Source organism: Dermatophilaceae bacterium Soc4.6 (genome assembly GCA_039889245.1).
Classification (GTDB): Bacteria; Actinomycetota; Actinomycetes; order Actinomycetales; family Dermatophilaceae; genus Lapillicoccus.
Window position 1 is genome coordinate 4,153,141 of the sequence record JAZGVH010000002.1, and the last position, 26,107, is coordinate 4,179,247.

25 protein-coding genes, 1 other RNA gene and 2 pseudogenes are annotated in these 26,107 nt (G+C 71.8%); 18 read left to right on the top strand and 10 right to left on the bottom strand.

Annotated features, from left to right (window positions below):
- The first annotated feature begins 7 nt into the window (after positions 1-7).
- The 4 genes and pseudogenes from V3N99_19400 (at position 8) to V3N99_19415 (ending at position 3,100) form a co-directional block, all read left to right on the top strand.
- Positions 8-373 carry a bifunctional 3-phenylpropionate/cinnamic acid dioxygenase ferredoxin subunit gene (locus V3N99_19400; GenBank protein MEO3938898.1) on the top strand — a complete coding sequence of 122 codons (366 nt, stop codon included), beginning with the start codon at positions 8-10 and terminating at the stop codon, positions 371-373.
- Entirely contained in the window at positions 370-1,542 is a 1,173-nt protein-coding gene (locus tag V3N99_19405; protein MEO3938899.1) for an FAD-dependent oxidoreductase, read from the top strand. The genes V3N99_19400 and V3N99_19405 overlap by 4 nt, the downstream gene beginning before the upstream one ends.
- A gap of 128 nt (positions 1,543-1,670) precedes the next feature.
- Positions 1,671-2,813 carry an aromatic ring-hydroxylating dioxygenase subunit alpha gene (locus tag V3N99_19410; protein ID MEO3938900.1) on the top strand — a complete coding sequence of 381 codons (1,143 nt, stop codon included), beginning with the start codon at positions 1,671-1,673 and terminating at the stop codon, positions 2,811-2,813.
- A 100-nt stretch (positions 2,814-2,913) separates the two neighbouring features.
- Positions 2,914-3,100: pseudogene (locus V3N99_19415) on the top strand (hypothetical protein).
- Here the strand turns inward: V3N99_19415 and V3N99_19420 are convergent.
- The gene (locus tag V3N99_19420; protein MEO3938901.1) at positions 3,097-3,309 is read right to left on the bottom strand and encodes a YrhK family protein; all 213 of its coding nucleotides are present in this window, start codon (positions 3,307-3,309) and stop codon (positions 3,097-3,099) included. The pseudogene V3N99_19415 and the gene V3N99_19420 overlap by 4 nt on opposite strands.
- 44 nt (positions 3,310-3,353) lie before the next feature.
- Positions 3,354-4,607, bottom strand: coding sequence for a phosphatidylserine decarboxylase (locus V3N99_19425; protein ID MEO3938902.1), 1,254 nt, complete (start codon positions 4,605-4,607; stop codon positions 3,354-3,356).
- 733 nt (positions 4,608-5,340) lie between these two features.
- On the opposite strand from V3N99_19425, the gene V3N99_19430 reads away from it, so the two are divergent.
- Both V3N99_19430 and V3N99_19435 read left to right on the top strand, forming a co-directional pair.
- Entirely contained in the window at positions 5,341-5,826 is a 486-nt protein-coding gene (locus V3N99_19430; GenBank protein ID MEO3938903.1) for a MarR family transcriptional regulator, read from the top strand.
- Between the two features lie 229 nt (positions 5,827-6,055).
- A pseudogene (locus V3N99_19435) lies at positions 6,056-6,462 on the top strand (D-arabinono-1,4-lactone oxidase).
- Positions 6,463-6,490: 28 nt separating this feature from the next.
- On the opposite strand, the gene V3N99_19440 reads toward V3N99_19435, so the two are convergent.
- Complete coding sequence (locus V3N99_19440; GenBank protein MEO3938904.1) at positions 6,491-7,465, bottom strand: aldo/keto reductase; 975 nt, start codon at positions 7,463-7,465, stop codon at positions 6,491-6,493.
- Positions 7,466-7,547: 82 nt separating this feature from the next.
- On the opposite strand from V3N99_19440, the gene V3N99_19445 reads away from it, so the two are divergent.
- The 3 genes from V3N99_19445 to V3N99_19455 all read left to right on the top strand — a co-directional run bounded on the left by V3N99_19445 (position 7,548) and on the right by V3N99_19455 (position 10,457).
- Complete coding sequence (locus tag V3N99_19445) at positions 7,548-8,963, top strand: glucose-6-phosphate dehydrogenase (GenBank protein MEO3938905.1); 1,416 nt, start codon at positions 7,548-7,550, stop codon at positions 8,961-8,963.
- A 152-nt stretch (positions 8,964-9,115) separates the two neighbouring features.
- On the top strand, positions 9,116-9,916 hold the full coding sequence (locus tag V3N99_19450; GenBank protein MEO3938906.1) for a PIG-L family deacetylase: 801 nt from the start codon (positions 9,116-9,118) through the stop codon (positions 9,914-9,916).
- Between the two features lie 67 nt (positions 9,917-9,983).
- Positions 9,984-10,457 carry a hypothetical protein gene (locus tag V3N99_19455; protein MEO3938907.1) on the top strand — a complete coding sequence of 158 codons (474 nt, stop codon included), beginning with the start codon at positions 9,984-9,986 and terminating at the stop codon, positions 10,455-10,457.
- 333 nt (positions 10,458-10,790) lie between these two features.
- Here the strand turns inward: V3N99_19455 and V3N99_19460 are convergent, their stop codons facing one another.
- Both V3N99_19460 and V3N99_19465 read right to left on the bottom strand, forming a co-directional pair.
- On the bottom strand, positions 10,791-12,032 hold the full coding sequence (locus V3N99_19460; GenBank protein ID MEO3938908.1) for a cupin domain-containing protein: 1,242 nt from the start codon (positions 12,030-12,032) through the stop codon (positions 10,791-10,793).
- Entirely contained in the window at positions 12,033-12,299 is a 267-nt protein-coding gene (locus V3N99_19465) for a hypothetical protein (protein MEO3938909.1), read from the bottom strand.
- Positions 12,300-12,468: 169 nt separating this feature from the next.
- On the opposite strand from V3N99_19465, the gene V3N99_19470 reads away from it, so the two are divergent.
- From V3N99_19470 to V3N99_19490, 5 genes are all read left to right on the top strand, one after another.
- Positions 12,469-13,008 (top strand): DUF998 domain-containing protein, encoded by a 540-nt coding sequence (locus V3N99_19470; GenBank protein ID MEO3938910.1) that lies wholly within the window; start codon positions 12,469-12,471, stop codon positions 13,006-13,008.
- Positions 13,005-13,880, top strand: a complete 876-nt coding sequence (locus V3N99_19475) for a Nif3-like dinuclear metal center hexameric protein (GenBank protein ID MEO3938911.1) — start codon at positions 13,005-13,007, stop codon at positions 13,878-13,880. The genes V3N99_19470 and V3N99_19475 overlap by 4 nt, the downstream gene beginning before the upstream one ends.
- 124 nt (positions 13,881-14,004) lie before the next feature.
- A complete protein-coding gene (locus V3N99_19480; protein MEO3938912.1) occupies positions 14,005-14,637 on the top strand; it encodes a C4-type zinc ribbon domain-containing protein in 633 nt (210 codons plus the stop codon).
- A 108-nt stretch (positions 14,638-14,745) separates the two neighbouring features.
- A complete protein-coding gene (locus V3N99_19485; GenBank protein MEO3938913.1) occupies positions 14,746-15,159 on the top strand; it encodes a rhodanese-like domain-containing protein in 414 nt (137 codons plus the stop codon).
- 4 nt (positions 15,160-15,163) lie between these two features.
- Positions 15,164-16,351 carry an O-succinylhomoserine sulfhydrylase gene (locus V3N99_19490; protein MEO3938914.1) on the top strand — a complete coding sequence of 396 codons (1,188 nt, stop codon included), beginning with the start codon at positions 15,164-15,166 and terminating at the stop codon, positions 16,349-16,351.
- Positions 16,352-16,369: 18 nt separating this feature from the next.
- Here V3N99_19490 and V3N99_19495 read toward each other — a convergent pair whose 3' ends face one another.
- Together V3N99_19495 and V3N99_19500 are read right to left on the bottom strand one after the other, a co-directional pair.
- Positions 16,370-17,467 carry an SLC13 family permease gene (locus tag V3N99_19495; GenBank protein MEO3938915.1) on the bottom strand — a complete coding sequence of 366 codons (1,098 nt, stop codon included), beginning with the start codon at positions 17,465-17,467 and terminating at the stop codon, positions 16,370-16,372.
- Between the two features lie 13 nt (positions 17,468-17,480).
- Complete coding sequence (locus V3N99_19500) at positions 17,481-18,230, bottom strand: peroxide stress protein YaaA (GenBank protein MEO3938916.1); 750 nt, start codon at positions 18,228-18,230, stop codon at positions 17,481-17,483.
- A 56-nt stretch (positions 18,231-18,286) separates the two neighbouring features.
- On the opposite strand from V3N99_19500, the gene V3N99_19505 reads away from it, so the two are divergent.
- Positions 18,287-19,741: an RNB domain-containing ribonuclease gene (locus V3N99_19505; GenBank protein ID MEO3938917.1), complete on the top strand. Its 1,455-nt coding sequence runs from the start codon at positions 18,287-18,289 to the stop codon at positions 19,739-19,741.
- Between the two features lie 57 nt (positions 19,742-19,798).
- Here V3N99_19505 and V3N99_19510 read toward each other — a convergent pair whose 3' ends face one another.
- Together V3N99_19510 and V3N99_19515 are read right to left on the bottom strand one after the other, a co-directional pair.
- Positions 19,799-20,143 carry a YciI family protein gene (locus tag V3N99_19510; GenBank protein ID MEO3938918.1) on the bottom strand — a complete coding sequence of 115 codons (345 nt, stop codon included), beginning with the start codon at positions 20,141-20,143 and terminating at the stop codon, positions 19,799-19,801.
- 62 nt (positions 20,144-20,205) lie between these two features.
- Positions 20,206-20,979: a fructosamine kinase family protein gene (locus V3N99_19515; protein MEO3938919.1), complete on the bottom strand. Its 774-nt coding sequence runs from the start codon at positions 20,977-20,979 to the stop codon at positions 20,206-20,208.
- A 111-nt stretch (positions 20,980-21,090) separates the two neighbouring features.
- Between V3N99_19515 and V3N99_19520 the strand changes: the two genes are divergently transcribed.
- The 3 genes from V3N99_19520 (at position 21,091) to rnpB (ending at position 24,880) form a co-directional block, all read left to right on the top strand.
- Entirely contained in the window at positions 21,091-22,260 is a 1,170-nt protein-coding gene (locus tag V3N99_19520) for an RtcB family protein (GenBank protein MEO3938920.1), read from the top strand.
- 181 nt (positions 22,261-22,441) lie between these two features.
- Positions 22,442-24,442 carry a glycogen debranching N-terminal domain-containing protein gene (locus V3N99_19525; GenBank protein ID MEO3938921.1) on the top strand — a complete coding sequence of 667 codons (2,001 nt, stop codon included), beginning with the start codon at positions 22,442-22,444 and terminating at the stop codon, positions 24,440-24,442.
- Between the two features lie 25 nt (positions 24,443-24,467).
- An RNA gene (gene rnpB, locus V3N99_19530) (RNase P RNA component class A) lies at positions 24,468-24,880 on the top strand.
- Between the two features lie 24 nt (positions 24,881-24,904).
- Here the strand turns inward: rnpB and V3N99_19535 are convergent.
- A complete protein-coding gene (locus V3N99_19535) occupies positions 24,905-26,017 on the bottom strand; it encodes a tyrosine-type recombinase/integrase (GenBank protein ID MEO3938922.1) in 1,113 nt (370 codons plus the stop codon).
- Between the last annotated feature and the right edge of the window lie 90 nt (positions 26,018-26,107).

Below are 26,107 nucleotides of genomic sequence, written 5' to 3' on the forward strand. Positions count from 1 at the left end.
GGTCGCCGTGCTGTCGGTCTGTCCTTTGTCGTCGCTGGCTCGTGGGGACGCGTTGCGCGTCCAGGCGGACCCCCCCATCGCGGTGTTCCATACCGAGGACGGCGAGGTCTTCGCGATCGATGACACCTGCACCCACCAGGATGCCTCGCTCGCCGACGGGTGGCTGGAAGGCTGCGAGGTGGAGTGTCCCCTGCACGCCTCCCGCTTCGACCTGCGTACCGGGCGGGTGGACGCGCCTCCGGCCAAAAGGCCCGTGCGGACCCACCGAGTCCTGGTTGAGGACGGCCACATCTTCGTCGAGCTCTCCACGGATGAGCCGAACCTCCCGCCCGGCGTGAGCGTCACGAGCCCGAGGGCGGGGGGTGGGGCGTGAGGACCGTCGCCGTCGTCGGCGGGTCGCTGGCCGGGCTCTCGTCCGTGCGGGCGCTCCGCACGCAGGGCTTCGACGGCCGCATCGTCGTGGTCGGCGACGAGCCGCACCGGCCGTACGACCGCCCACCGCTGTCCAAGGAGTTCTTGGCTGGCAAGGTCACCGCAGCCGACATCGCCCTCGAGGACGACGATGAGGGCCTGGAGGCCGAGTGGCTGCTGGGAGTCCGAGCCGCCCGCCTCGACCTGGCCGAGCGGAGCGTGGTCCTGGCCGACGGCGCACGGGTACGGGTCGACGGCCTCGTCATCGCGACGGGCGCTCGGGCGCGAGACCTGGCCGGCTCCCGGGGGCTTGCCGGCATCCACACGCTGCGCACGCTCGACGACGCGCTCGCCCTGCGGACGGAGCTCGAGCCGGGACGGCGCCTGGTCGTCATCGGTGCGGGCTTCATCGGCGCCGAGACCGCCTCCACGGCGTCAGCCCTCGGTCTCGACGTCACGATCGTCGAAGCCATGGCCACCCCGCTCGCGGGGCCGCTCGGCCCGCAGATGGGCGCGGTGGTCGGTTCGCTGCACGCCGACCACGGCGTCAGGCTGCTGTGTGGCACGGGGGTCCGCCGGTTCACGGGGGCGGGGAGGGTGGACGGTGTCGAGCTCGACGACGGCCGCATCCTGCCGGCTGACGTCGTGCTCGTCGGCGTCGGCGCGCAGCCGAACGTGGAGTGGCTCCAGGGCTCAGGGCTCGTCGTGCGCAACGGCGTCGTCTGCGACGCCGGTGGGATGACCAGCGTGGCTGGCGTGGTGGCGGTGGGTGACTGCGCGGCGTGGCACGACAACCGGCTGGCTCGCCCGCACCGGGTCGAGCACTGGGCCGGAGCTCTAGACCGGCCCAAGCGGGCCGTCACGACGCTGCTGTCGGGGAACAGCGCAGGCCCCGACGTCCCGCCGCCCTACTTCTGGTCCGATCAGTATGACGTACGCATCCAGTTCGCCGGCCATGCCGCGAACGGCGACGTCGTGACCGTCGAGGAGGGGGACCCCGCGGACCGCAGCTTCCTGGCGGTCTACCGGCGCGGCGACGAGCCCGCGGCCGTGCTGGGAATGAACCAGCCCCGGGCCTTCACCCGATGGCGCCGGGCGCTGGCCGCGGCGCCGGTGCCCGCCGCCACCTGACGGTCGCCACCCCTCCTGCGAACACTCTTGACAGCGATGCTGCAGCGCAGCATGCTGTTGCGTATCGTACTTAGAGTTGCATAATACTCAACAAGTGGTCGTTGTTCTGTAGTCGTCAAGGAGCCCTCATGACCCTCGCCGAGATATCTCCCAGCCTGATCGCCACCCTTCCCGGTGCCGCGTACACGGATGAAGCCGTGTTCGCCGCGGAGCAGGAGCGGATCTTCGAGGCGATGTGGTTCTGCGCCGCCCGCTCGAGCGACCTGACCGGGCCGGGCTCGTTCCGGACCGTCGAGGTAGGCCGCGAGAGCGTGCTGCTCACCCGCAACCGCAAAGACGAGGTGCGCGCCTACTTCAACGTCTGCCGGCATCGCGGTGCACGTCTGTGCACCGAGGAGTCCGGCCAGGTCCAGCGGTCGTTCCAGTGCCCGTACCACGCCTGGACCTACGACTTCGACGGCAAGCTCGTCGCCGCACCGAACCTGACCAAGATGCCCGACATCGACCGCGTCGAGTACGGGCTGGCCAAGATCGCGGTGCAGGAGTGGCTGGGCTACATCTGGGTCTGTCTGGCCCCGGAGCCGCCGTCGTTCGACGAGACGGTTCGCCGTGCCGTCGTCGAGCGACTGGGCGATCTGGAGTCGATCGAGGCCTATGACGTCGACAGCCTCGCGGTCGGGCGACGCATCGTCTACGACGTCAAGGCCAACTGGAAGCTCATCGTCGAGAACTTCATGGAGTGCTACCACTGCGCGACCATCCACCCGGAGCTCACGGAGGTCCTGCCTGAGTTCGCTGACGGCTACGCCGCCCAGTACTTCGTCGGCCACGGTGCCGAGTTCGGCGACGACATCAAGGGCTTCACCGTCGACGGGTCCGAGGGCCTCGACCGGATCCCCGGGCTCTCCGACGACCAGGACCGGCGCTACTACGCCATCACGATCAAGCCGCAGGTGTTCATCAACCTGGTGCCCGACCACGTGATCTTCCACCGCATGTACCCCGTGTCGGCCGACCGCACCGTGGTTGAGTGCGACTGGCTCTACCTGCCCGGCGTCGTCGAGAGCGGCAAGGACGTGGACGGGTCGGTAGAGCTCTTCCACCGCGTGAACCAGCAGGACTTCGATGCCTGCGAGCGATGCCAGCCGGCCATGAGCTCGCGCGTGTACGCCGCCGGCGGCGTCCTCGTGCCCAGCGAGCACCACATCGGTGAGTTCCACGACTGGGTGCAGGGCAGGATCGCTGGCGCCGTCCCCCTGTCCACCGTCTAGTCCCCTTGGCCCTTCCGGGCAGCCCGTTCCGGGCTGAAACCACGGACGTTGGTGACGGGCGAGCCTGCTGGACATGAGGAGGACCTCCGACAAGCGCGACAACATCAAGACCTGGCTGGTGAAAAACCCCCGGGTCCACCTGAGCTTCACCCCGACCAGCGGGTCCTGGTTGAGACGGGTGGAACGAAGCGGCCTACCCGTTCACGTGGACCAAGAACGCCGACGAGATCATCAGCCCCGTCAAACCGTCACCCCACCGGAGGAAGTCTGACAACACGCGACACTAGTCGTCTCCTCGCCGTCGCTTGTCGATGCGGACCAGCAGCTCGCCTACCGAGCCGAGGAGCATGCCAAGACTACCGAGCAGGAACAGCCAGATAGCCAGGGTCTTCACGTTTGCCCAGAAGAACATCACGCTACCAATGACGAACAAGGTGTTGCCCACCAGGCCAAGACCCAGATGCACCCAAGGAAAGTCTCGCAGGGGTGTTCCCATCCACCGATGCTGCGCACCGCGGGCCGTCGAATCTCGTACCGAGGTCATCGGACCTCCTCATCCGGCGACCGGTCCTGCAGGCTCCTCTCACTCTGCGTCAGGTTGCTGTAAGGAGCTGCGCGGACGACGGTGGACCCGACCTTGCGGGGTGCGGGGTCGGTGTCGACGTCGGTGACGACGCCGGCTTGGAAGAGGATGATGATGTCGGACCCGCCGAACTGGAAGTAGCCGAACTCGTCACCCTTGTTGAGGTCGGTGCCCGGCGTGGCGGTGAGGACCACGGACCCGACGTGGGACATGCCGACGGGGACCACCGCGACGATCCCGAGGTTGCCGCCGGGTGAGTTGGTGGTGTCGATGGTGAGCACCCCACGGGTCTGGGAGAACTCGAACCCGGTCGTGGTGGCGTCGCTGGAGACCAGCTCGTGATCCTCAAGGTCAACCTCCATCACCACCGTGCCCTGGATGACGAAGGACTCCTCGACCCGGCCGGAGACCGGCACATGGAAGCGGTGGTAGGCCCAGGGCGGCAGCATGTAGTGCACGAACGTGCCCCCGGCGAACGTGTCGGCGAAGCGGCTGCCCTCCAAGAGCTGGTCCATGCTGCCGTAGGTGTGGGTGCCCTTGACGGTGGTCGGTGGGATCTGCGAGTCCTCGCCGATGGCGTAGCTGTGCTGGAAGCTGCAGTCGGCGGGCGAGGTGACGACCAGGTTGGTGGCCGGCGCGGCGATGGGGCGACGGCCGGGGTTGAGCTCGCGGGCGAAGAACTGGTTGAAGGTGAGCCACCCGCTGGGGGCGTTGGGTCGGCCTCCGACCATCGACTCCTCGACGGTGTACTCGGGGGAGTTGGTGATGAACGACTCGAGGATGTCGGGGCTGAACGACGCGGGGGTGTCGAGGAAGTCACCCCATTCCCGCGCGAAGGCGGTGCACCATTGCCGGAACGCGGGGTAGCTCTCGCCGATCGCAGAGTTGTTCTCGCCGACCTTCTGGTCGATCAGCCAGAAGAAGTGGGCGAGGCGGTCGCTGATCTCCCGGGACGACGTCGTGCCCCCGTCCTGCTTCTTCCAGGCCTGGTCGCCGCTCTCCTGGGGAATCCACGCCAGGAAACGGCGAAGGTACTGCTCGTACTCCGCAAGGTTGCGCGGCCACTCGAGCGCCTCGAACAGGTCGTCGTCAAGATCAGCTTCGGCGCGCTCCCTCGTCCTGGCTAACGAGCGTTCGAGCAGCTCGCGCAATCCCTCGTGCTCGGCGAGGGTGGTGTGTAGCTGGTCGATGACATCCGAGCGAGCATTCATCTGTGCCTCCTTGGCGTTGGCTGGGGCGGGTCTTGGGTGGTGACTAAAGCAACGACCTGGATCCGGTCGCCCGACGCGCCCGTACTGGTGGCCGGTACCCCAGCCTCCTGCCTGCCACGCGAGGTCGGCGCGACGTTCTTACGGGACCGAGGGGGGCTGACCGTTGTCAGTGGGTGCCCGGGGCAGGCGGTCATTTGGGCACTCCTGACGTATGTGGTGGGTTACGCGGTTGGTCGCCGGCCTGGCACGTTGCGTCGGTCGAGTCGTGGGGGGGCGGCCGGTGGCTATCCGTGTCGCTGTTCTTGGCTGCGGACACTTCACGGTTGTTCGGCGATGAGGATCGCGAGATGACGAACGGAGTGCCACCCTCCGAAAGCCCTACCCACCCCCAAGACCAACGGGGTAGGGCGCGCTCCCGTCCCCCGGATGTGGGCGAAGGTCCGTTCTCCGGTCCCGAAGTGCACCGCGGAAGCCAGAACCAGTGATGTCACAACGTCGCTCCCTTCGCTTGAACAATCGGGTCCGACCGCCCCGGCGTCGCTCCAGAGAACCGCCCCGCATAGTGGTCGTAGCGCAATCGTTGCGCTGTGCAAACAATAGTACCCACGGTCGAGGTGGCGCAAACGTTGAGTAGGCGCAATTACCGGCATACTGGGTCCTAGCAACCCCGGTGGCGCGTCACCGGTGGCGCGAACGACGACACGATGAGGACGCAAGAGAACGGGGTCGGTGGATGGCAGGTGACAGGGCGGACGAGGAGCGGGTACAGGTCGATGCGGTGATGCGGGCCTCACGGGTGCTCGGGGCGGTGGTGGCGCAGTCGATCTCCGCGGTCGAGGACCAGGTGACGTTCGTCCAGTTCCGGATGCTCGTGGTGATTGCCAGTCGCGGACCCCTCAACCTGGGTGAGGTCGCCCGACATCTGGGGGTTCATCCCTCGAACGCGACACGAATGGTCGACAAGCTCGTCACTGCGGGACTGGTGGAACGAACTGACGACCTAGCCGACCGGCGCTACCTCACGCTTACCGTGACCCCGACCGGGCACGACATCGTCACGAAGGTCATGAACCACCGACGGCAGGCCATCTCCACCGTGATGGACGCGATGCCCGCCTCACGGCGCCGCACCCTCGCCTCCGTGCTCGCGTCCTTCGCCGAGGCAGCCGGTGAACAACCAGAAGCCGAGGAAGCCTTTCTCCTCGGCCTCCTCACCTGAACACCTCCCTCCCCTGACGTCCCCACCGTGTTGGCGGCAACGGTCGTCGCCCCTGTACCCGGGGCGCGAGCAGGGCATGTTCGAGCTCACCCAGCACCCCCTGCGGACCCGGACCTCAACGGTCTCGCCGAGGAGCAGTACACGCGCTACCACGCGCTGGCGCACGAGCTGCTCGATCTGCTCGCGGCCGAGCTCGGGCTCGCGTGGCAGGCGCCGGTCGCCGACCTGGGTCCGCTTCCGCGAGTGCGAGTACGCCCTGCCGGTCGAGGTGGTGCCGGATGCCGTGCGGGCGCTGAAGGCGCTCGTCGAGCGCGAGGGGTGGCGCATCAGCTTCCCCGTCGAGGTGCGGGTGGCTGCAGCCGACGACGTCTGGCTGTCGACGGCCTACGGTCGGGCCTCGGGTTACGTTGCGGTGCACCGCTCTGGCGTGACGACCACCTGCCCTACCTCCGTGCCGTGGATGCCCTCATGCGGTCCTTGGGCGGGAGGCCCCACTGGGGCAAGATCCACTTCCAAGCGGCGGACGAGCTGACGCAGCGCTACCCCCGCTTCGACGACTTCGTCGCCGTGCGTGACCGGTTGGACCCGGACCTGGTGTTCGCCAACACCTACCTGCGCCGGGTCCTGGGCGACTGAGGGCCTTCCGAGGCGCGCGGATGCCGGGTCAGCGGCCCGCGAGCTGGCGCAGCAGGGGCCGCACGGTGGCAGCGCCGGTGAGCAGGTGCAGGCGGTCGGACGCGCGGGTGAGGGCTGCGTGCTCGTCGTCGGCCAGCCGCAGGTCGGCCGCGGCGGCGTTGGCCTCGAGCTGCTCGACGCTGGAGGCGCCCGGGATGGCGATCACGTGCGGGTCGTGGACGAGCCAGGCCAGGGCGACCTGGCTCGGGGTCGCGTCGTGGGCGGCAGCGACCTCACGGAGGGAGTCGACGAGCGGCTGCGCGCGGCGCAGGTTCTCGGGGAGGAAGACCGGGTTGTAGCGGCGCACCCCGTTGGTGGGGCGGTTGTCGGCGTCGTAGCGGCCGCTGAGCAGGCCCTGGCCGAGCGGGCTCCACGCGATGACCAAACGGCCCGAGGCCCGGGCCCAGGGGACGAGCTCACGCTCGGGGCGGCGGTCGACGAGGCTGTACTGCACCTGGTTGCTGAGCACCCGGCGACCCAGTGCCCCCTCGGCCTCCTGCCAGCGGGCGAGGGAGTAGTTCGAGACGCCCACCTCGCCGACGAGGCCCACGTCCTGCAGGGCGCCCATGCCACGCATGGTCGTCGTGTCACGGACGACCGGGTTGGGCTGGTGCACCTGGTAGAGGTCGAGGTGGCGCACCCCGAGCCGGCTCGCGCTGGCGACCGCACGCTGCTCGACGACCGGTGCCGTGGGCAGCACGGGGAAGACCTTCGTGGCCACGACGACCCGCTCGGCATCGTCGCCGAGGGCCGCACCGAGGATGCGCTCGCTGCGCCCGAAACCGTAGACCTCGGCGGTGTCGAAGAGGGTGATGCCGAGCTCGAGCGCGCGGCGCACGATCGCGCGTGCGCGGTCGGTGGCGTAGGCGTCGCCGTATCCCCACTCCTTGGAGCCGAACTGCCACGTGCCGAGGCCGATCACGCTGTAGGGCTTGGTGGTCGGGACCGACTCGACGTATCGCATGCTGCCAGTAGAGCACCGCCCCCCCACCCGCTTCCCGGGACCCACCTGTGCGACACCCAGCCGGACGGGGTACACATCAGGAGTGACCACCTCCACCGACACCGCCAGCAACGACTCGATCGTCTTCGTCCTCTTCGGAGCCACCGGCGACCTCGCCAAGCGCATGGTCCTGACCGCCTTCTACGAGCTGCACACCCGCGGGCTGATGCCCGCCCAGTGGCGCCTGGTCGGCAACGGCCGTGGCGACGTCTCGCACGAGGACTTCCACGCCCACGTCAAGCAGGTGCTCACCGACTTCGGTGGCGGCACCCCCGACGGCCAGGAGTGGGACGACTTCAGCTCGCACCTGCGCTTCGCCGGTGGCGGTTTCGAGAAGACCGACCCGGGCAGCCTGCTCGACGTGCTCAAGGACGCCCGCGACGACATCGGCGACGCGCGCTACATCCACTACCTCGCGATCCCCCCGACCGCCTTCACCAAGGTGACCGAGGGCCTGGCCGAGCACGACCTCCTCACGGGGTCGCGGGTGGTCTACGAGAAGCCCTACGGGCAGTCGCTGCAGAGCTTCCGCGAGCTCGACGAGCTGGTCCACTCGGTGATGGACGAGGAGCAGGTCTACCGGATCGACCACTTCCTGGGCAAGGAGGCCACACAGAACCTCCACGTGCTGCGCTACGGCAACGAGCTGATCGGCCGATCGTGGTGCCGCGACGCCGTGGCCCAGGTGCAGATCGACGTGCCCGAGACGCTCGACGTCGCCGACCGCGCGGTGTTCTACGACGAGACCGGCGCCTTCCGCGACATGATCGTCACGCACCTCTTCCAGGTGGCCGCCGAGGTCGCGATGGAGCCGCCGACCACCCTGGGGGCCGCTGACCTGCAGTCGGCCAGGGAGTCGGTGCTGGCGGCCTTCCGGCCGCTGCGGCACGAGGACACCGTGCTCGGGCAGTATGCCGGCTACACCGACCTCGAGGACGTGCCCGACGACTCCCGCACCGACACCTTCGCCGCGGTCCGGATGTGGGTGGACACCGACCGGTGGCACGGGGTGCCCTTCGTGCTGCGCTCGGGCAAGCAGCTCGGCACCAGCAAGCAGGTCGTGAGCCTGCTCCTGCGACCGCAGGACGGCCCGGTCACCCGGGCCCCCGGCCACACGATCCTCCAGTTCTCCCTCTCGGGCACCGGCTGCATCGACGTGCAGCTGGTCGTCAAGGCGCCGGGCCCCGACCTCGAGCTGGCCGTCACCCGCACCGCGGTCGACCTGGGCGCTGTCGGCGACGGTGCCGCGCTCGCTCCCTACGTCTCGCTGCTGCACGACGTGGTGCTCGGTGACCGCTCGCTCTTCACCAGCAGCGCCGGTCTCGAGGCGGCCTGGTCGCACGCCGCCGACCTGCTGGCCGACATGCCCGACCCGGTCGCCTACGAGCCGGGGAGCGAGGGGCCGCCCGCCGCCCGCGACCTCACCGACGGGGTGGGCTGGCTCTCCGACGCCGTGTGAGTGCCCCGGCGGCCTCGTGGCTGAAGCCGCCGGAGCTCGACATGCAATCCCCCCGGGAAGATTGCTGCCGTGAGGTTCTACCTACCCGAGGGATGCGACTTCACACCCCGATCGGGCTCCGGATGTCGGTGGGGGCTGACATGATCGTCGACGTGAGCACCCTCGTCTTCGTCCACGCCCACCCCGACGACGAAGCCAGTGGCACCTCCGGGTCCATGGCCCGGGCCTCGGCCGAGGGGCACCGGGTGGTCGTGGTCTACGCGACCAACGGTGACCACGGGTCGGCGCCCGACGACCTGGCGCCGGGCGAGACCGTCGTCCAGCGCCGGCGCCTCGAGGCGGAGGCGTCGGCGCGGGTGACCGGCACCGCCCGGGTCGTCTGGCTGGGGTACGCCGACTCGGGGATGACGGGGTGGGAGCAGAACTCCGCCGACGGCTCGTTCCACGCGGCCGACGTCGACGAGGCGGCAGCCCGCGTCGCCGCAGTGCTCGACGAGGAGGACGCCGACGTCGTCATCGGCTACGACTGGCACGGCGGCTACGGCCATCCCGACCACGTCAAGGTGCACGACGTCGTCCAGCGGGCGCTGGGTCTCGCGGCGCGACGCCCCCGAGAGCTGCAGGCGACGATGAACCGCGACCGGATGCGCGGCATGTTCGAGATGGCCAAGGCAGCGGGGATGGACTCCGACTGGGACCCGGACGCCGCCGCCGACGACGGCAACCCGGTGGGCACGCCCGAAGCCGATATCCACTGGGACGTCGACCTGGGCGACCTCGTGGCCACCAAGCGGGCCGCCCTCGCGTGCCACGCGAGCCAGACCTCCGACGTCGGCATGATGCTGGCGATGGAGCCCGCCGTCTTCGCGATGGCCTTCGGTCACGAGTTCTACATCGAGCCCGGCCGGAATGCGGGCCTCACCGCCGGCTGGTGGCTCGACGAGGCCGAGTGAGGGTCGAGCTCAGGAGGCGTGCGCGTAGCCGAGCGCGCGTGCGCGCGCGCGCGCATAGGGTGCGATGGTGAGTGTGTCTGCCGACGACGTGACCGCGGCAGTTGCCGCCGCCGTCGACGCCCTGGAATCAGCCGCGGGGTCCGACTGGTCGGTCCGCGCCGGTGACCTGGAGTGGGACTGCTGGGAGACCGCTGAGCACGTCGCCGACGACCTCTTCTACTACGCCGCGCAGCTCGGTGCCCCCGGCTACCCCGACTACCTGCCGCTCCGGGCTGAGCCCAACCGCCCCGGTGGCGAGCCCAACACGATCCGGGTGCTGGCCGAAGCCGGGCCTGCCTGCACCAATGCCGACGCCACCGCGCGCGTGCGGGTGATGGTCCTCGCCTTCTCCGGGTTCGCCGCCGTCGGCCTGGTGGTCTGGGGGATGCTCGCCTTGCGGTGGCGCAGACCGTGGTTGCTCGGCGCGGGGGCTGTCGCCGCCGTACCGGGCATTTGGTTCGCCGCCAACGCCGTGCTGCAGCCCTCCCAGTACTGCTTGTGACGCCGGCGGGACTGGCGACGTCGCACGACCGGGCGCTGGCCAGGTCTGTCGTCACCGCCCGACCACGACGACCCAGTGCCCCCTGCAGCTGCCGCCTCGACGACCATCCACATCGACATCACGGAGGGAACGACGGCCGCCAGCGCCTGGGCGAGCAGGACGTCGACGTCGGACACGGGCGTGGCGAGCAACGGTTCGACGCGGCGTTCGACCTTCTCGCCGATCAACGAGCGCGAGGCGATCGCTGTCGGCAGGGGCGGGATGACGCCCTCGTCAGCCGGCCGCCGGGAGGCTGGTGCGGGTGACCCGTCGGGCTCAGCCATGCTGCCGAGCTCACGCGGGCGTGACCACCCCGGCCAGCAGCAGCCGACGGGTCAGGTCAGTGCCGAGGTCGGGCACCACGGCCTCGCGCTCGGCCAGCAGCCGACGGACCGCGACGACCGAGGTGGCGTCGAGATCGACGGGCGCAGCCCGGCTCACCAGGCGCGTGACGCCGTCGGCGCCCACCTGGATCTTCGCCATCAGGTGAGGGCGCAGGGCCACGCGACCGAGCTCGCCCACGCGGGCCGCCGCCTGCGTCTGGGCCACAGGGGCGACCGGAGCGGCGCGCTGGCTGCGGCGAGATCGCACGCCGAGGGCCTGCGCCAGGTCGCCGGCATCGAGAGCCTCGATCGCGCGCACCAGCTCGGCACGGGCCGCCTCGGTGGCGGCGCCGAGATCGTCCGGGTCGCCCAGGTCGACGCCCAGGGGGAGCGACTGGCGCAGCACGGAGCCGGCGCTGGCCCGTCGGACGGCCTGCTCGATCATCGCGTCAGCGACGTGGCGCACCGTCCAGGTGTGCACGCCGAGCGTCAGGTGGGTGCTCACCCCGCCCATCGCCGTGGCGGCGTGGAGGTAGCCGCGGGGGAGGTAGAGGCAGTCACCCGGCCGCAGGGTCGTCTCGATCAGCGGCGGGGTCGCGGCAGCGGTCTCGACCGCGGCTCGGTGGTCGGCCCAGGGCTCGTCACGCAGGGGGAGAGCGTGGACCGGCGTGTGGATGCGCCAGCGCTTCTCGCCCGAGATCTGCAGCACGAAGACGTCGTGCACGTCGTAGTGGTCGCTGAAGCCGGTGCTCTGCGGCGGCGTCACGTAGGCGTTGGCCTGCACGGGGTGACCGAGGTCGGCCGACAGCTGCTGCGCGAAGGCGGTGATCGCGGGCCACGTGCGGTGCAGTCCCTGGAGCACCATCGTGGCGCCCTCGGCGAAGAGCCGCAGGAGCTTGTCGTCGCTCACCTGGTCGGCTACCGCGGCACCCACGCCTCCGCCGTCGGTGAACTGGCTGTCGGCGTAGGTCGAGCCGCCCTTGGCGACGCGCAGGAAGGGCGTGCGGAGGCCATGCTGGGAGACGAGCTCGTCGACGGCGGCCGGGGTCAGCAGGTCGTCGAACCCGCATCCGAGCTCAGCTGCCGACGAGAGCAGAGGCTCGCGACCCCATACGCGAGAAGCGAACTCGTCGACAGGGAGCGTGACGAGACGCGAGAGAGCGGGGTGCCCGTCCAGGTGGACGGGCACCCCCACACCGGTCGGTGTGCTCACTCAGGCGCCGCCGTCGGCCCCGCCGTCGTGACCGCCCGCGTCAGCGCCGCCGTCAGCCGGACCCTCGCCCGCACCGCCGTCTGCGCCGCCGTCGGCGCCGCCGTCGGCGCCGCCGTCGGCACCGCCGTCGTGGCCGCCTGCGTCGGCGCCGCCGTCGGCCGGGCCCTCGCCTGCGCCGCCGTCAGCGCCGCCGTCGTGACCGGCTGCGTCGGCTCCGCCGTCGGCGGGACCTTCGGTGGTCGGGTCCTCGATGGGGGTCTCGCTCATGGACTGCTCCTTCGTTCTGCGGGAGTGGCACGTCGTCGTGCCTGCGTCGGGTGTTACCCCGCCACCCCTCATTCCTACCGCCTGCGCCGTCGGATGTCTCGGTGCGGCCTCGACAGCGCCTTGTCGGGAAGCCGGGGTGGGGGCGCGGCGGGGCGGCATACTCGGGCTCGTGAAGTCCCTCGCCCTGCTCTCGGCCCCCCTCGCCCCCCTCGCCCTCATCGGTGGCTGGACCCTCGCCGCCGCCCAGCGGCCCGGCTTCGACTCCGTGGCCGACACGATCAGCGAGCTCGCCGCCGTCGACGCCCCGAACCGCTGGATCATGACGACCGGGCTGGCCCTCACCGGTCTCGCGCACGTCGGCACCGCGTGGTCGCTCGACGAGGCGGCTCCCTGGGGGCGCGTGACGCTGGGGGTGGGCGGAGTCAGCGCCGGGCTGGTCGCCGTCTTCGCCCTGCCCTCGCCGGTGCACGCGCCGGTGGCGACCGCCAGCTTCGTGCTGCTCGCCGTCTGGCCGGCCGCCGCGGCCCTGCCGAGCCGGCGGGTCGGGTGGGTCGCGGCGGGCACCCTGTCTGCGCTGCTCGTGTGGTTCGGGCTGGAGCTGGGCGGCTCCCGCATCGGGCTGTCCGAGCGGGTCGTGGCCGGCGCCCAGTCGCTCTGGCCATTGGCCGTCGTCGCCGTCACCGCGGCCCGAGCTCGGCGGCCTCGGTGAGCAGCGTTCCACTGCAGGGCTTCTCGTTGCGTGACGTCGTCGCCGCCATCGAGCGTCTCTATCCGCCGGAGACCGCCGAGTCGTGGGATCGGGTGGGGCTGGTGACGGGAGACCTCGACCAGCCAGTCCGACGGGTCCACCTCGCCGTCGACCCGACCCTCGCCGTCGTGAAGGAGGCGATCGACGCCGGTGCGGACCTGCTGCTGACCCACCACCCGCTGCTGCTGCGCGGCATCCACTCGGTCGCGACGGTGACGGCCAAGGGCGAGACCGTCACCCGCGCCGTCCTCGGCGACCTCGCGATCTACTGCGCGCACACCAGTGCCGACCTCGCCCGCCCGGGCGTGTGCGACGCGCTGGCAGAGGCCTGCGGACTCGTCGAGACACAGCCGCTGACCCCGTCGACCCCGGAAAGACCGCACGCGCTCGGCCGGGTCGGTGACCTGGCCGAGCCGGTCACGCTGCGGGCCTTCGCCGAGCGCCTGGCGCGCGTGCTGCCGCCGACGGCGGGCGGCATGCGGGTCAGTGGCGACCCCGAGGCGACCGTGTGCCGCGTCGCGGTCGTCGGCGGCTCGGGGGACGACCGCTTCGAGCAGGTGCGGGCCACGGGCGCCGACGTCTTCGTCACCGCCGACCTGCGCCACCACCCCGTCCTCGAGGAGCGCGAGCAGAGCCGTGGCGGTCGGCCGTTCCTCGTCGACGCCGGCCACTGGGCCAGCGAGTGGGTCTGGCTGGCCAGTGCCGAGCGTCGGCTGCGGGCGACCCTGGACGCGGGTGAGCCGGAGTCGTCTAGGTTGGAGACCCACGTCTCCACCCTGCGCACGGAGCCCTGGACCTTCGTCGTCGGGGCGAACGCCGCGACCACACCTTGAGAGGTACCCCCTGAAAGCCGATCCCGCCCAGCAGCAGCGGCTGCTCGACCTGCAGGCCGTCGACACCCGACTCGACCAGATCGCCCACGCCACGGTCACCCTGCCGCAGCTGAAGGACATCGCGATGCTGCAGGAGAAGGGGCGCGACCTCGACACGGACCTCGCCAACGCCCGCGTCGCCGTGAGCGACGTGCAGCGCGACGTCGACAAGGCCGAGGCCGACGTGCAGCTCGTGCGCGACCGTGCCGCCCGCAACCAGTCGCGGCTCGACGCCGGCACGGGCTCACCGAAGGACCTGCAGGCCCTGCAGCACGAGCTCGAGTCGCTCGCCCGGCGTCAGCTCGAGCTCGAGGACGCCGAGATCGACATCATGGAGAAGGCCGAGGAGCTGTCGGCCCGCGCCTCGGCCCTGGAGGCCTCGCGGGCCGACCTCACCGTCACCCTGGGCGAGCTCGAGGCCGCCCGCGACGCCGGGCTGAGCACGCTCGCGAGCGAGCGCGAGCAGGTGGCGAGCCAGCGCGACGCCATCCGGCCCGGGGTCGACGAGGCCCTGCTCGCGCTCTACGAGAAGGTGCGCGGCAACAGTGGCGGGGTCGGGGCAGCAGAGCTGCGCCAGCGCCGTTGCGGCGGGTGCCGGCTCGAGCTCAACGGCGGAGACCTGCAACGCATCACCACGGCGGCCCCCGACGAGGTCGTGCGCTGCGAGGAGTGCGGGCGCATCCTCGTGCGCACCCCCGAGAGTGGCCTGCCCGTCTGATCGGCTGCCCGTCCGAAGGCTGCCCGTGCGAAGCCTGCCCGTCCGGGTGCCCGCCCGGCAGCCGGACCGTCCCGTGACGGTCTCGCCGACGGCGCTATCGTCGAGCGCATGAGCTATGCCGGTGACGTCACCCCGCAGGACGCCTACGACGCGCTGGAGTCCGACGAGCACGCGGTGCTCGTCGACGTGCGCACGCGGGCCGAGTGGCAGTTCGTCGGGGTGCCCGACCTGAGCGGCCTGGGACGGCCGGTGGTGACCATCGAGTGGACGACCTATCCCGACGGCGCCCGCAACCCGGGTTTCGTCGAGCAGCTGCGGTCGGCGGGGGTGCAGGAGGGGACGCCGGTCTACTTCCTCTGCCGCAGCGGGGTCCGCTCGGTGGCGGCGGCTGAGGCGGCCACGGCCCAGGGTCTGGGACCGGCCTACAACGTGCTCGACGGCTTCGAGGGCGGCCACGACGCGCACGGTCACCGCGCGGTCGCGGGCTGGAAGGTCGCGGGGCTCCCGTGGAAGCAGGGCTGACCCGGTGACCGACGACCCGCGCCCGCTGCGCCCCGACACCCTCGCTGTGCGTGGCGGGCTGACCCGCAGCGGGTTCGACGAGACGTCGGAGGCGCTCTACCTCACGAGCGGCTTCGTCTACTCGAGCGCCGAGGAGGCCGAGTCGGCCTTCAAGGAGGACATCGACCGCTTCGTTTACAGCCGCTACGGCAACCCGACGGTCTCGATGTTCGAGGAGCGGCTGCGGCTGCTCGAGGGGGCCGAGGCCTGCTTCGCCACGGCATCGGGCATGTCGGCGGTCTTCGTGGCCCTCGGCGCCCTGCTCGGCCAGGGCGACCGGGTGGTCAGCTCGCGGGCGCTCTTCGGCTCGTGCTTCGTCATCCTCGACGAGATCCTGCCGCGCTGGGGGGTCGAGTCGGTCTTCGTCGACGGGTCCGACCTCGAGCAGTGGCGTGAGGCCCTCAGCGTGCCCACGACGGCGGTCTTCTTCGAGACGCCGAGCAACCCGATGCAGGAGCTCGTCGACCTCGAGGCGGTGTCACAGCTGGCGCACGCCGCCGGCGCGCAGGTCGTGGTCGACAACGTCTTCGGCACTCCCGTCTTCAGCAAGCCGCTCGAGCACGGCGCCGACATCGTCGTCTACTCCGCCACGAAGCACATCGACGGGCAGGGCCGCGTGCTCGGTGGCGCCGTGCTGGGGCCCCGCGACTTCGTGATGGGCCCGGTCAAGAACCTCATGCGCCACACCGGCCCCTCGCTGTCGCCCTTCAACGCCTGGACCCTCGTCAAGGGACTCGAGACGATGAGCCTGCGCGTGGAGCGCCAGGCCGCCAGCGCGCTGACCTTCGCCACCGCGCTCGAGGCCCACCCCAAGGTCACCGGGGTGCTCTACCCCTTCCTGCCCTCGCACCCGCAGCACGAGCTGGCCAAGGCCCAGATGGGGGGCGGAGGCACGGTCGTCACCTTCTTCCTCGACGGGGGCAAGGACGAGGCGTTCCGCTTCCTGAACGCCCTCCACGTCATCGACATCTCCAACAACCTCGGCGACTCCAAGTCGCTGGCCACGCACCCGGCGACGACGACCCACCGCCGGCTCACCCCGGCGGCCCGCGCGGCGGTCGGCATCACCGACGGCACCATCCGCATCTCGGTGGGGCTCGAGGACGTGCGCGACCTCGTCGACGACGTGACGGCCGCCCTCGCGACGGTCTGACCCGCTGGGTAGGGAGGGTCAGGTGAGCAGGACGAGCGCGGCGACCGACGCGGCTCCTGCCACGACGGCACACAGCAGGCCCTCGCGGGCGAGGTAGGCCGTGCTGACCTCGAGGCCGGCTGACCGGCAGCGCTGACGCCACAACAGCGTGGCGAGCGAGGCCCAGACGGTGACCAGCGGGCCGACGTCGACCCCGACGAGCAGCGCCAGCAGGCGCGGTGCGGCGTCGGACGTGACCGACTCCAGCGCGAGGTAGGCCGGGAGGTTGTTGACGACGTTGGCGGCCAGGGCGCCCACCGCGCCGACGCGGAAGAGGGCTCCTGCCCCGCCGCCGGTGCCGACGAGCGACGCGAGCAGCGCCTGGAGGCCGTGGTCGAGGGCAAGCTGCACGACGACGAAGAGCACGCTGACGCCGATCACCATCTGCCACGGCACCGAGATGCGGCGCAGCAGCGAGCGGTCGCGGACGAGGAGGGTGACGACCAGGACCAGTGCCGCGATGCTCGAGGGGACCCATGGCGTGAGCCCGGCGACGAAGGCGGGACCGAGGGCGAGGCAGCAGGCGCCGGCGACCACCAGCAGCACCCGGTCGCGCGGCTCGGGAGCCGCCGGTGGGGTGTAGGTGCCGGAGAGCGCCCGACGGTGGCGCAGCGCGAGCAGCACCACGGTGGCGGCGATCGCCGCGAGGGCGGGCGCCCAGGCGAGCCTCAGGTAGCCGGCCTGCCCGACCCCGAGGGCGCCGAGGCGGTGCAGCGCGAGCAGGTTGGTGAGGTTGGAGACGGGCAGGAGCAGCGAGGCGGTGTTGGCCAGCCACAGGGTGGTCATCGCGAAGGGCAGCGGCGGCAGACCGACCTGCCGCGCCACGGTCACGGCCACCGGCGTGAGCAGGACCGCGGTCGTGTCGAGGCTGAGCACGATCGTGCACACGCAGGCGAGACCCACGACCAGCAGCCACAGCGCCCAGACGCGCTGGCGCCCTGCTCGGGCCGCCCAGTGGGCGGCGACGTCGAAGACCCCGGCGAGGTCGGAGGCCTCGGCGACGACCGTGATGGCGACGAGGAAGCCGAGCACGGGCAGCACCCGGGCAGCGAGATCTGCGAGCTCGGTCGACGACACCGCCCAGGCCCGCCTAGCTCCGCGAGACGGCGTCGAGCACCCAGGGCTGGCCGGGCTTCGCCGGCTCGGCGAGGTGCACGTCGAAGCGCCGGGCGACGACGTCGGCCAGCCCCCGCGGGGTCCGCACGTCGAGCCCGACCTCGACCAGGTGACGGGCCACCAGCCCGCGTGTGTGCTTGGCCATGTGGGTCGCGCCGGGCACTCGCACGTGCACCCAACGGCGCGCGAGGGGGCCCTGCGGGACCCACGCCGCGGCATACGTCGAGCTGCGGCAGTCGACGACGACCCCACGGCCGGCCGCCTCGGGCAGCACCTGCGCGAGCGGCCCGCGCCAGACCGAGGCGAGTGGCCCGAGGGGCGGCAGGTTGACGGCCATGGACAGCCGGTAGGCGGGGATGCGGTCGCCGAGACGCACCGCACCGAAGAGGGCGGAGACGACGAGGAGCCAGCGGTTGGCGCGCCGTCGGGCTGCGGGGTCGAGCGTGGCGAGGTCGAGGGCCTCGTAGAGCACACCGCTGTAGGTCTTGCCGGCCGACGCGGTGGCGGAGGTCTCGAGCCGGGTGTTGCGCTCGACCTCGGCGGCGAGGGTGGGGGGCACCCCGAGTGCGTCGAGGGCGTCCGGTCGGGCACTCGCCTGCGCCACGGCCTCGAGCACGGCCCGTCGCGTGTCGCTGAGCTCGGGGAAGGTGAGGACACCCAGGTCGAGTGGCCTGCCGCGACGTGCGGCGGTCTTGCCCTCGGAGGGCGGCAGGAGGACGAGCACGAGCCGACACTAGCCCGATCGGGTGGACCGGTCACGTGCGGCCCTAGAGTGCGTCCATGGCCTCGCGCGTCCTGCGGTATCGCACCTCGACCCCCGTGGCGGCCACGGCCGCCCTGCCCGACGCGGGCGCGCTGGTGGCACGCTTCCGGGCCATCCGCGAGGAGCAGGGGGTGCCGCGCGACTTCCCGCCCGCGGTGCTCGCGGAGGCCGAGCGGGCCGCGGCGTCGGCCGTCCTCCCCGACCGCGACGAGACGGCCGTGCCCTACTGCACCATCGACCCGGTGGGCTCCATGGATCTCGACCAGGCCCTGCACATCGAGCGGGCCGGTGAGGGTTTCCGGGTGCGCTACGCGATCGCCGACGTGCCGGCGTTCGTCATGGCCGGTGGCGCCATCGACGTCGAGGCCCGCAGGCGGGCGGTGACGGTCTACGCGCCCGACGAGCGGGCGCCTCTGCATCCTCCGCAGCTCAGTGAGGGAGCGGCCAGCCTGCTCCCAGGGGTCGTTCGTCCGGCCTTCGTGTGGGACCTGGCCCTCGATGCCGAGGGTGAGGTCACCCGCACCGACCTCTACCGGGCGGTGGTGCGCAGCACCGACCGCCTCGACTACCGCCGCGTGCAGGAGGCGGTCGATGCCGGCACCGACGACCGGCGCCTGGTCCTGCTGCGTGAGGTGGGGCAGCGGCGCATCGAGCTCGAGCGGCGTCGCGGGGGGGCGAGCCTGCCGCTGCCCGAGCAGGAGGTCAGCCAGGACGCCGACGGCGACTACGTGCTCTCCTTCCGGCCGCCGGTGCCCGCCGAGGACTGGAACGCCCAGCTGTCGCTGATGACCGGCATGGCCGCGGCCGGCATCATGCTCGACGGGGGCCTCGGACTGTTGCGCACCATGCCCGACCCCGACCCGGCCGCGGTGGCGCGGTTTCGTCGGCAGGCCGGTGCGCTCGGCGTCGAGTGGCCGTCGGGGCAGGCGTACGGCGAGCTGCTGCGCGGCCTCGACCGCACCAACCCTCAGCACCTGGCGCTCGTGCACGAGGCGACCGCTCTCTTCCGCGGGGCGGGGTACACGCCTTTCGACGGGGCGCCCCCGTCGCCGAGCACGCACGCGGCGGTCGCCGCGCCGTATGCCCACGTGACCGCGCCGCTGCGTCGTCTGGTCGACCGCTTCGGGCTGGTCGTCTGCGAGGCGCTCGCCCGCGGAGCCGAGGTGCCCGGCTGGGCCCGCGAGGCGCTCCCGCTGCTGCCCGAGCTCATGCGGTCCGGCGGGCACCAGGCGTCGGCGGTGGAGCGGGCCATCACCGACGCGGTGGAGGCGGCGGTGATGTCGGCCCACGTGGGGCAGACCTTCCCCGCGGTCGTCGTCGAGCCGGGCCGCAAGGGTGCGGTCGTCGTGCAGCTGAGCGACCCCGCCATCCTCGGCCAGGCGCAGGGCAGTGCCGAGCCGGGCGCCGAGGTGCACGTGCGGTGCGAGGGCGCCGACGTCTCGAGCGGCACGGTCGCGCTCCGCCTCGTCTGACGGCGGCGGGGTCGGGCCCCCCGCGCTCAGGCAACGGTCGTCGGCTGTGGTGCACCCCTACGGCTTGAAGCGGCGCACCTCCTGAGGCCAGCCACAGGCCTGCGCGACCTTGGCCGCCCACATCGTGGCGGCCTCGTCATCGGCCACGTCGACCACGGCGAACCCGCCCAGGAACTGCGTGGTCTCGACGTAGGGCCCGTCGCTGACCACCACGGTGCCGCTCGTGGGGTCGGCGTGGTACACCGGGCCGTCTTCCTCCTCCAGCCCACCGGAGAAGACGTGCACCCCGGCCTGCCTCATCTCGGTGACCACCGCGCGGGCGAGCGGTCCGCGCCCGCCGAACCACTCCTGCGTGTGGTCGCCCACCCACTGCTGGTTGAAGTAGATCAGGTACGTCGTCATGACTGCCCCTGGTGCCGGGTGGACCTCGATGAACCTGCTGTCTACACCCCGTCACGCCCCCGTCACACCCAGGCGCGCGCCGCCTCTCGGCTCTGCTCGACGAACGAGCCGCCGAAGAGGCACGCGTGCAGCATCAGGGGGTGCACCTGGTGCAGGTGGAGGCGCTTGCGCCAGCCGTCGGCCAGGGGTGCGGCCTCGTCGTAGGCGGCGAGGATCCGCTCGAGGTGGGGCGCCCCGAAGAGGGTGAACATGCCCAGATCGGCCTCCCGGTGGCCACCGTGGGCGGCGGGGTCGATCAGCACGATGCCGTCGGGGGTCCACATCGCATTGCCCGCCCACAGGTCGCCGTGCAGCCGCGACGGGGAGTCTCCGGTGTCGTAGGCGCCGTCGGTCGCCCGGTCGGCGAGGGCCTCGAAGAGCCGGCGGTCGTCGGTGCCGTAGACGCCGCGGCGCACGCCTTCGTCGAGCAGCGGGCGCACGCGCTGCTCGGCGAAGAACTCGCCCCAGGTGGCGACCGGCCGCAGGAGCAGGGGGTGGGGATCGGCGAGCGGGCCCAGCCAGCCGTCCCCGGGCCATCCCTGCGGGGGACTGCCATGGGCCGGCGCACCGGCGAGGTGGGTGGCTGCCAGGCGGGGCCCGAAGGCGTCCGCCGCCGCCGCGGTCGGGGCGACGGTCGCGAGCCGCACGAGCTCGAGGTGGTCGTCGTCGACCTCCAGCACCTCCACGACGGCGGCGCCCCCAGGAGCGTCGGCGAGCCAGCGCAGTCCTGCGGCCTCCCAGGGGAAGTAGCCCAGAGGCACTGCCGAGCCAGCCTTGCGGAAGGTGGGCGACGGCATACGGGCGAGCCTAAACGGGTGGCGCGCCGCCCGCTGGACGCCTAGGTTCTGCAGGCCACGACAGGCCCGTGCACCACCGGCGCCGCGGGCACCCCCAGACAGGGAAGGACCATGGAGAAGATCAACGCGAGGCTCCTCAGCTGGGCCTCGATCCTCGAGCAGCAGACCCGCGAGCAGGCGGTGCGGACGGCCACGATGCCGTTCATCCACCCCCACCTCGCCCTCATGCCCGACGCCCACCTCGGTCTCGGCGCGACGGTCGGGTCGGTCATCCCCACCCTCGGCGCCGTCATGCCGGCAGCCGTCGGTGTCGACATCGGGTGCGGCATGATCGCCGTGCGCACCCAGTGGCACCAGGACGACCTGCCCCGCGACCGGCGCCCCGTGCGCGAGGCCATCGAGCGGGCCGTGCCCCTCAGTGCCGGTGCGGCCAACCGCGCGGTCACGCTCGAGCACACACGGTCCAGGCTCGAGGTGCTCACCGCGGCCGCACAGGGAGCGGGCTTCGAGCCCGGCGCGCACGCCGCTCGCTGGGAGCTGCAGCTCGGCACCCTCGGCTCGGGCAACCACTTCATCGAGGTCTCGGTCGACGAGGAGGACCGGGTCTGGCTCTTCCTGCACTCGGGCTCGCGGGGCGTCGGCAACCGGATCGCGCAGAAGCACATCGCCGTCGCACGGGAGCTGTGTGCGAAGTGGTGGATCCCGTTGCCCGACAAGGATCTTGCCTACCTCGTCGAGGGCACGGACGAGTTCTGGGCCTACATCCGGCAGATGCGGTGGGCGCAGGACTACGCGCTCGCCAACCGTGCCGAGATGATGGACCGGGTCGTCTCGTGCGTCGCCGAGTGGGTGGGCGCCGACGTCGAGAGCACCCAGGAGATCAACTGCCACCACAACTACACCGAGTCGGAGAAGCACTTCGGCAGGCAGGTGTGGGTCTCGCGCAAGGGCGCGATCAACGCGGAGGCGGGGCGGCCCGGGCTCATCCCCGGGTCGATGGGCACGGCGTCATACGTCGTCTCGGGCCGAGGCAACCCGGTCGCGCTGCACTCGGCGCCGCACGGGGCGGGGCGGGAGTACTCCCGGACCAGGGCGCGCGCGACCTTCACGCGCGAGCAGCTGAAGGCGGCGATGGTGGGCATCGAGTACCGCGACACCGATGCCTTCATCGACGAGATCCCCATGGCCTACAAGGACATCGACCAGGTGATGGCCGACGCGGCGGACCTCGTCGAGGTGCGGCACGTGCTGCGGCAGATCGTCAACGTCAAGGGTGACTGACCCACCCCGGCACGGCACGAACCGACCCGCTCTGGCGGGTTGCCCCACGCGCGGGCCCGGCAGGCCCTAGTCTGCGCGTAAGGCGACGACGCCAGGGCGGGTCGGCCACGAGGTGTGCGACGGTTCTGCCCCGTCGCACACCCCACCTCCCCATCGCATCGTCCCTCCTGGAGGCCGCGTCGTGTCCCCGAGTGCTGCACCGCACCCTGCCCTCTCGCCTCCGGCTCCCTCGCCCGGCGCACCTGCGGGATGGGAGGGCACCCTCGTCGACGGGACGAGGGCGGTCGTCTCGAGCCCGGTGGGCGACATCGTCCCCGGCACGGCGCACGGGCTGTATGCCGACGGGCGCCGCCTGCTCGACCGGCTCGAGCTGCAGGTGGGCGTCGGACCGCTCGCCACGACGGGGAGCGAGACCATCGGTGCCCAGGCGCAGTACGCGCTCGTCACAGGCGGCGACGGGGTGCCCGTCGTGGAGGTGGAGCGACGCCGCACCCTGGGTGCCGGCCCCGACACGGCGCACGACGCGCTGCTGACCGACCACATCACCCTGACCTCGCGGGCGGAGCACACGGTGGCGACCTGGGTGCGGGTCGTCGTGGCGGGGGACGGGCTCGAGGCGGCTGCGGTAAGAGAGGGGCTGGTCGCCAACCGTCCTGTCCGTGACGGCGTCCCCGAGGCGACGACATCGGGACGGGACTGCGCGGTGGTGCTCGACGACGACGGCCACCGGGTGCAGGTCTCGCAGCACCCCGCGCCGCTGGCTGTCTCGGCGCACGACGGGGCTGCCCTGATCGAGAGCGACGTCGTGCTGAGGCCCGAAGAGCCCACCACCCTGGTCGTCACGGTCACGGCCGAGCGTCGCCAGGTGAGCGCCTTCGTCGCCGACCCGGGGCCGTCGGGGGTGGACTGGGAGGCGGTGGGTATCGCCGCGGACGACCACCGGCTCGTGACCGTCGTGGGACACGCACTGGACGACCTGCGCCACCTGCTGGTGCGAGACCCGCTCGAGCCCGGCGACGTCGTGGCGGTCGCCGCTTCCCCGTGGCACCAGGCTCTGGATGCGCGTGAGGCGCTGTGGGCGGCGCGGCTGACGCTTCCCCTGGGGGTCGAGCTCGCCCTCGGGACGCTGCGTGCGCTGGCCCGCCGCCAGGTGCACCTGCCGCAGGCGCACGGATCGCCGCACGCTCCCACCCACGACGTGGCCGGGGTGACCGCCCTGTGGATCTGTCTGCTCGGCGAGGCGAGGCTCTGGGGCCTGGCCGACCATCGCGTGCGCGAGCTGATGCCGGCCCTGCAGCTGGCGGTGACGTGGATCCGTCACCAGCTCGCCGACGGCTTCCTCGTCGACCCTCCCCGAGGCAGTGACGAAGGCAGCGACGGCGGGGCCCGCGTCCGGCTCGAGGTGCAGACGAGTGCGGTCGAGGCGCTGCTCGTCGCCGCCCGGGTCTATGACGACTTGCAGGTCGACGGTGCTCTCGAGCTGGAGGCGGAGGCCATGGCCCTCGCCGAGCGCGTGCGGGAGCACTTCTGGTCGACCTCGCTCGCCGGGCGCCGCCTCGCCGCCGCCCTCGACGAGACCGGCGTGCCCCTCGACGGCAGCTGGTCGTCGCTGGCCCTGACCCTCGGCACCGGTGCCCTGGACGAGGCGGAGGCCGCGCTGGTGGTCGAGGACCTCATGATCGAGGCGCTGCACGACCCGTTGGGGATCCGGGTGCGTGGGTCGGAGCAGGTCAGGCCCGACGAGACGGCTCTCGTCGCGTGGAGCCTCGTGCGCGGCGGGTTCGTCGACGAGGCCGCTCTCCTGGCTCGGGCTCTCGTCGACGCCTCGGAGACCTTCGGCCACCAGTGGCCGGAGGTCTTCGTCGGGGGGGGCCGATGGTCGACCCGCGCACCTCGTCCCCGGCGCGGCGTGCCCGACGGCGATGGCCTCGGCCGCCTCGGCCGTCGTGTTGCAGGTTGCCCTCGGGCTGACGGCGGACGCGACGGCGGGATGGGTGCGGGTGCAACCGCCGACGACGGCTCCCTTCGGGAAGGTCGACGTCACCGGAGTCCGGTTCCAGGGGCACCCGTTCCGCGTCACCATCGGCGCAGACGGTCACGTCGACGTGCACGGGCTCCCCTCGGACGTCGACCTCCATCACCCCCGCAGCGACGGTCTGCAGCACTGAGCCCACCCCTCTGAGCCCACCCCCTAGACTGGGCGTGGATGAGTCGGTCAGGCGGTCGCGTCAGGGTCTCTGCCTTCGGGCCGGGGCACCTGCCGAGGAACGTCCGGGCTCCACAGGGCGAGGTGGTGGCCAACAGCCACCCGGAGTGATCCGCGGGACAGTGCCACAGAAAGCAGACCGCCTCGGTGAACCACTGGCTTCGGCCGGCAGGCACCGCGGTAAGGGTGAAACGGTGGTGTAAGAGACCACCAGCGCCCCCGGTGACGGGGGCGGCTAGGTAAACCCCACCTGGAGCAAGCTCAGACAGCAGGCGTTCGAGGGCGGCCCGCCCGAGCCTGCGGGTAGAGCGCTCGAGCCGGTCAGCAATGGCCGGCCTAGATGGATGATCGCCACCCCACCACTGCGGTAACGCCGGTGGGGGACAGAACCCGGCGTATCGACCGACTCATCCACCCCAAGGCCTCTGACCTGCGGGTTTACCCCGGCGAGCCCACCGCAGTCCGCATCTGGTCCGCAGGAGTTCCGAGAACCTCGTCGACAGCGTCCCTCGCGCGGTCGTCCGAGTCGGGCCACAGGTGGCTGTAGGTGTCTAGCGTCTCGGTGGCGCTCTTGTGCCCCAGCCGTGCTTGCACCGTCTTGACGGACTCGCCGTGCCGGATCAGGAGGCTGGCGTAGTAGTGCCTCAATGCGTGGAAGACCACCCCCTCGGCGCCCGCGCTCGCGGTCGCCCGACGCCAGACGTTGCCGAAGGCGGACCGGCGCAGCATCTGCCCCTCGGAGCCGGTGAAGACCAGCCCCTTGTCCCCCACGGGGAAGGCGGCGAGGTGAGTCGCGAGGGCGTCGACGGCGACCTGGGGGAGCGGAATCGTGCGATAGCTGGCGTCGGTCTTCGGCGGGGCGAACACCGGGGCGTGGCCACTGATGCCGACGAGCTGACGGTCGACCCGCACCGTCCGGCGCAGGAAGTCGATCCGGTCCACCGTCAGCCCGAACACCTCGCCCTGGCGCATGCCCGTGGACGCCGCCAGGACGACCATGGCCCGGTACCTTGCGGGCACGGCCTGGGCGATGGCCGTCACGACCTCGGTAGCGAGCGGGACGACCTTGGACTGCTCGATCCGGGGGAGCCGGACCTTCGCGCACGGCGACTCGTGGATCCTTTTGTCCGCCACGGCGGCACGGAAGATGGTCGATACGTGCCGGTAGGCCACGGAGACCGTCGCGGGCGCGAGGGGGCGCTCGCCCTTGCTCAGGGCGCTGACGAGGCCCTGCACGTCGGACTGCCGGATGGCGGACAGCGGCATCGACCCGAGTCGCGGGTAGACCCACCGTCGCAGCGTCCGCTCGACCTGGTCGGCCGTGCCGGGCCGGTGCACCTGCTTGGAGCGCCAAGACTCTGCGTAGTCGCGGAAGGTGACGTCGCCGGCCTTCGGGTGGACGTAGGAGCCGGTGACGATCGAGGCCGTGATCTCATCGAGCCAACGCTGCGCGTCGACCTTGCGGGTGAAGTGCCTCGAGTGCTCCTTGCCCGAGCTGTCCCGGTAGCGGGCGCGGTAGGTGGCGTCGGGGCGCTTGGCGATGCTAGCCACGTGCGTCCCCCTCACGCTTGTCGATGAGTGCCATGTCAGACCACCTCTCTGCGTCGACTGCAGGGTACGACCGGAAGGTGACGTCGACCA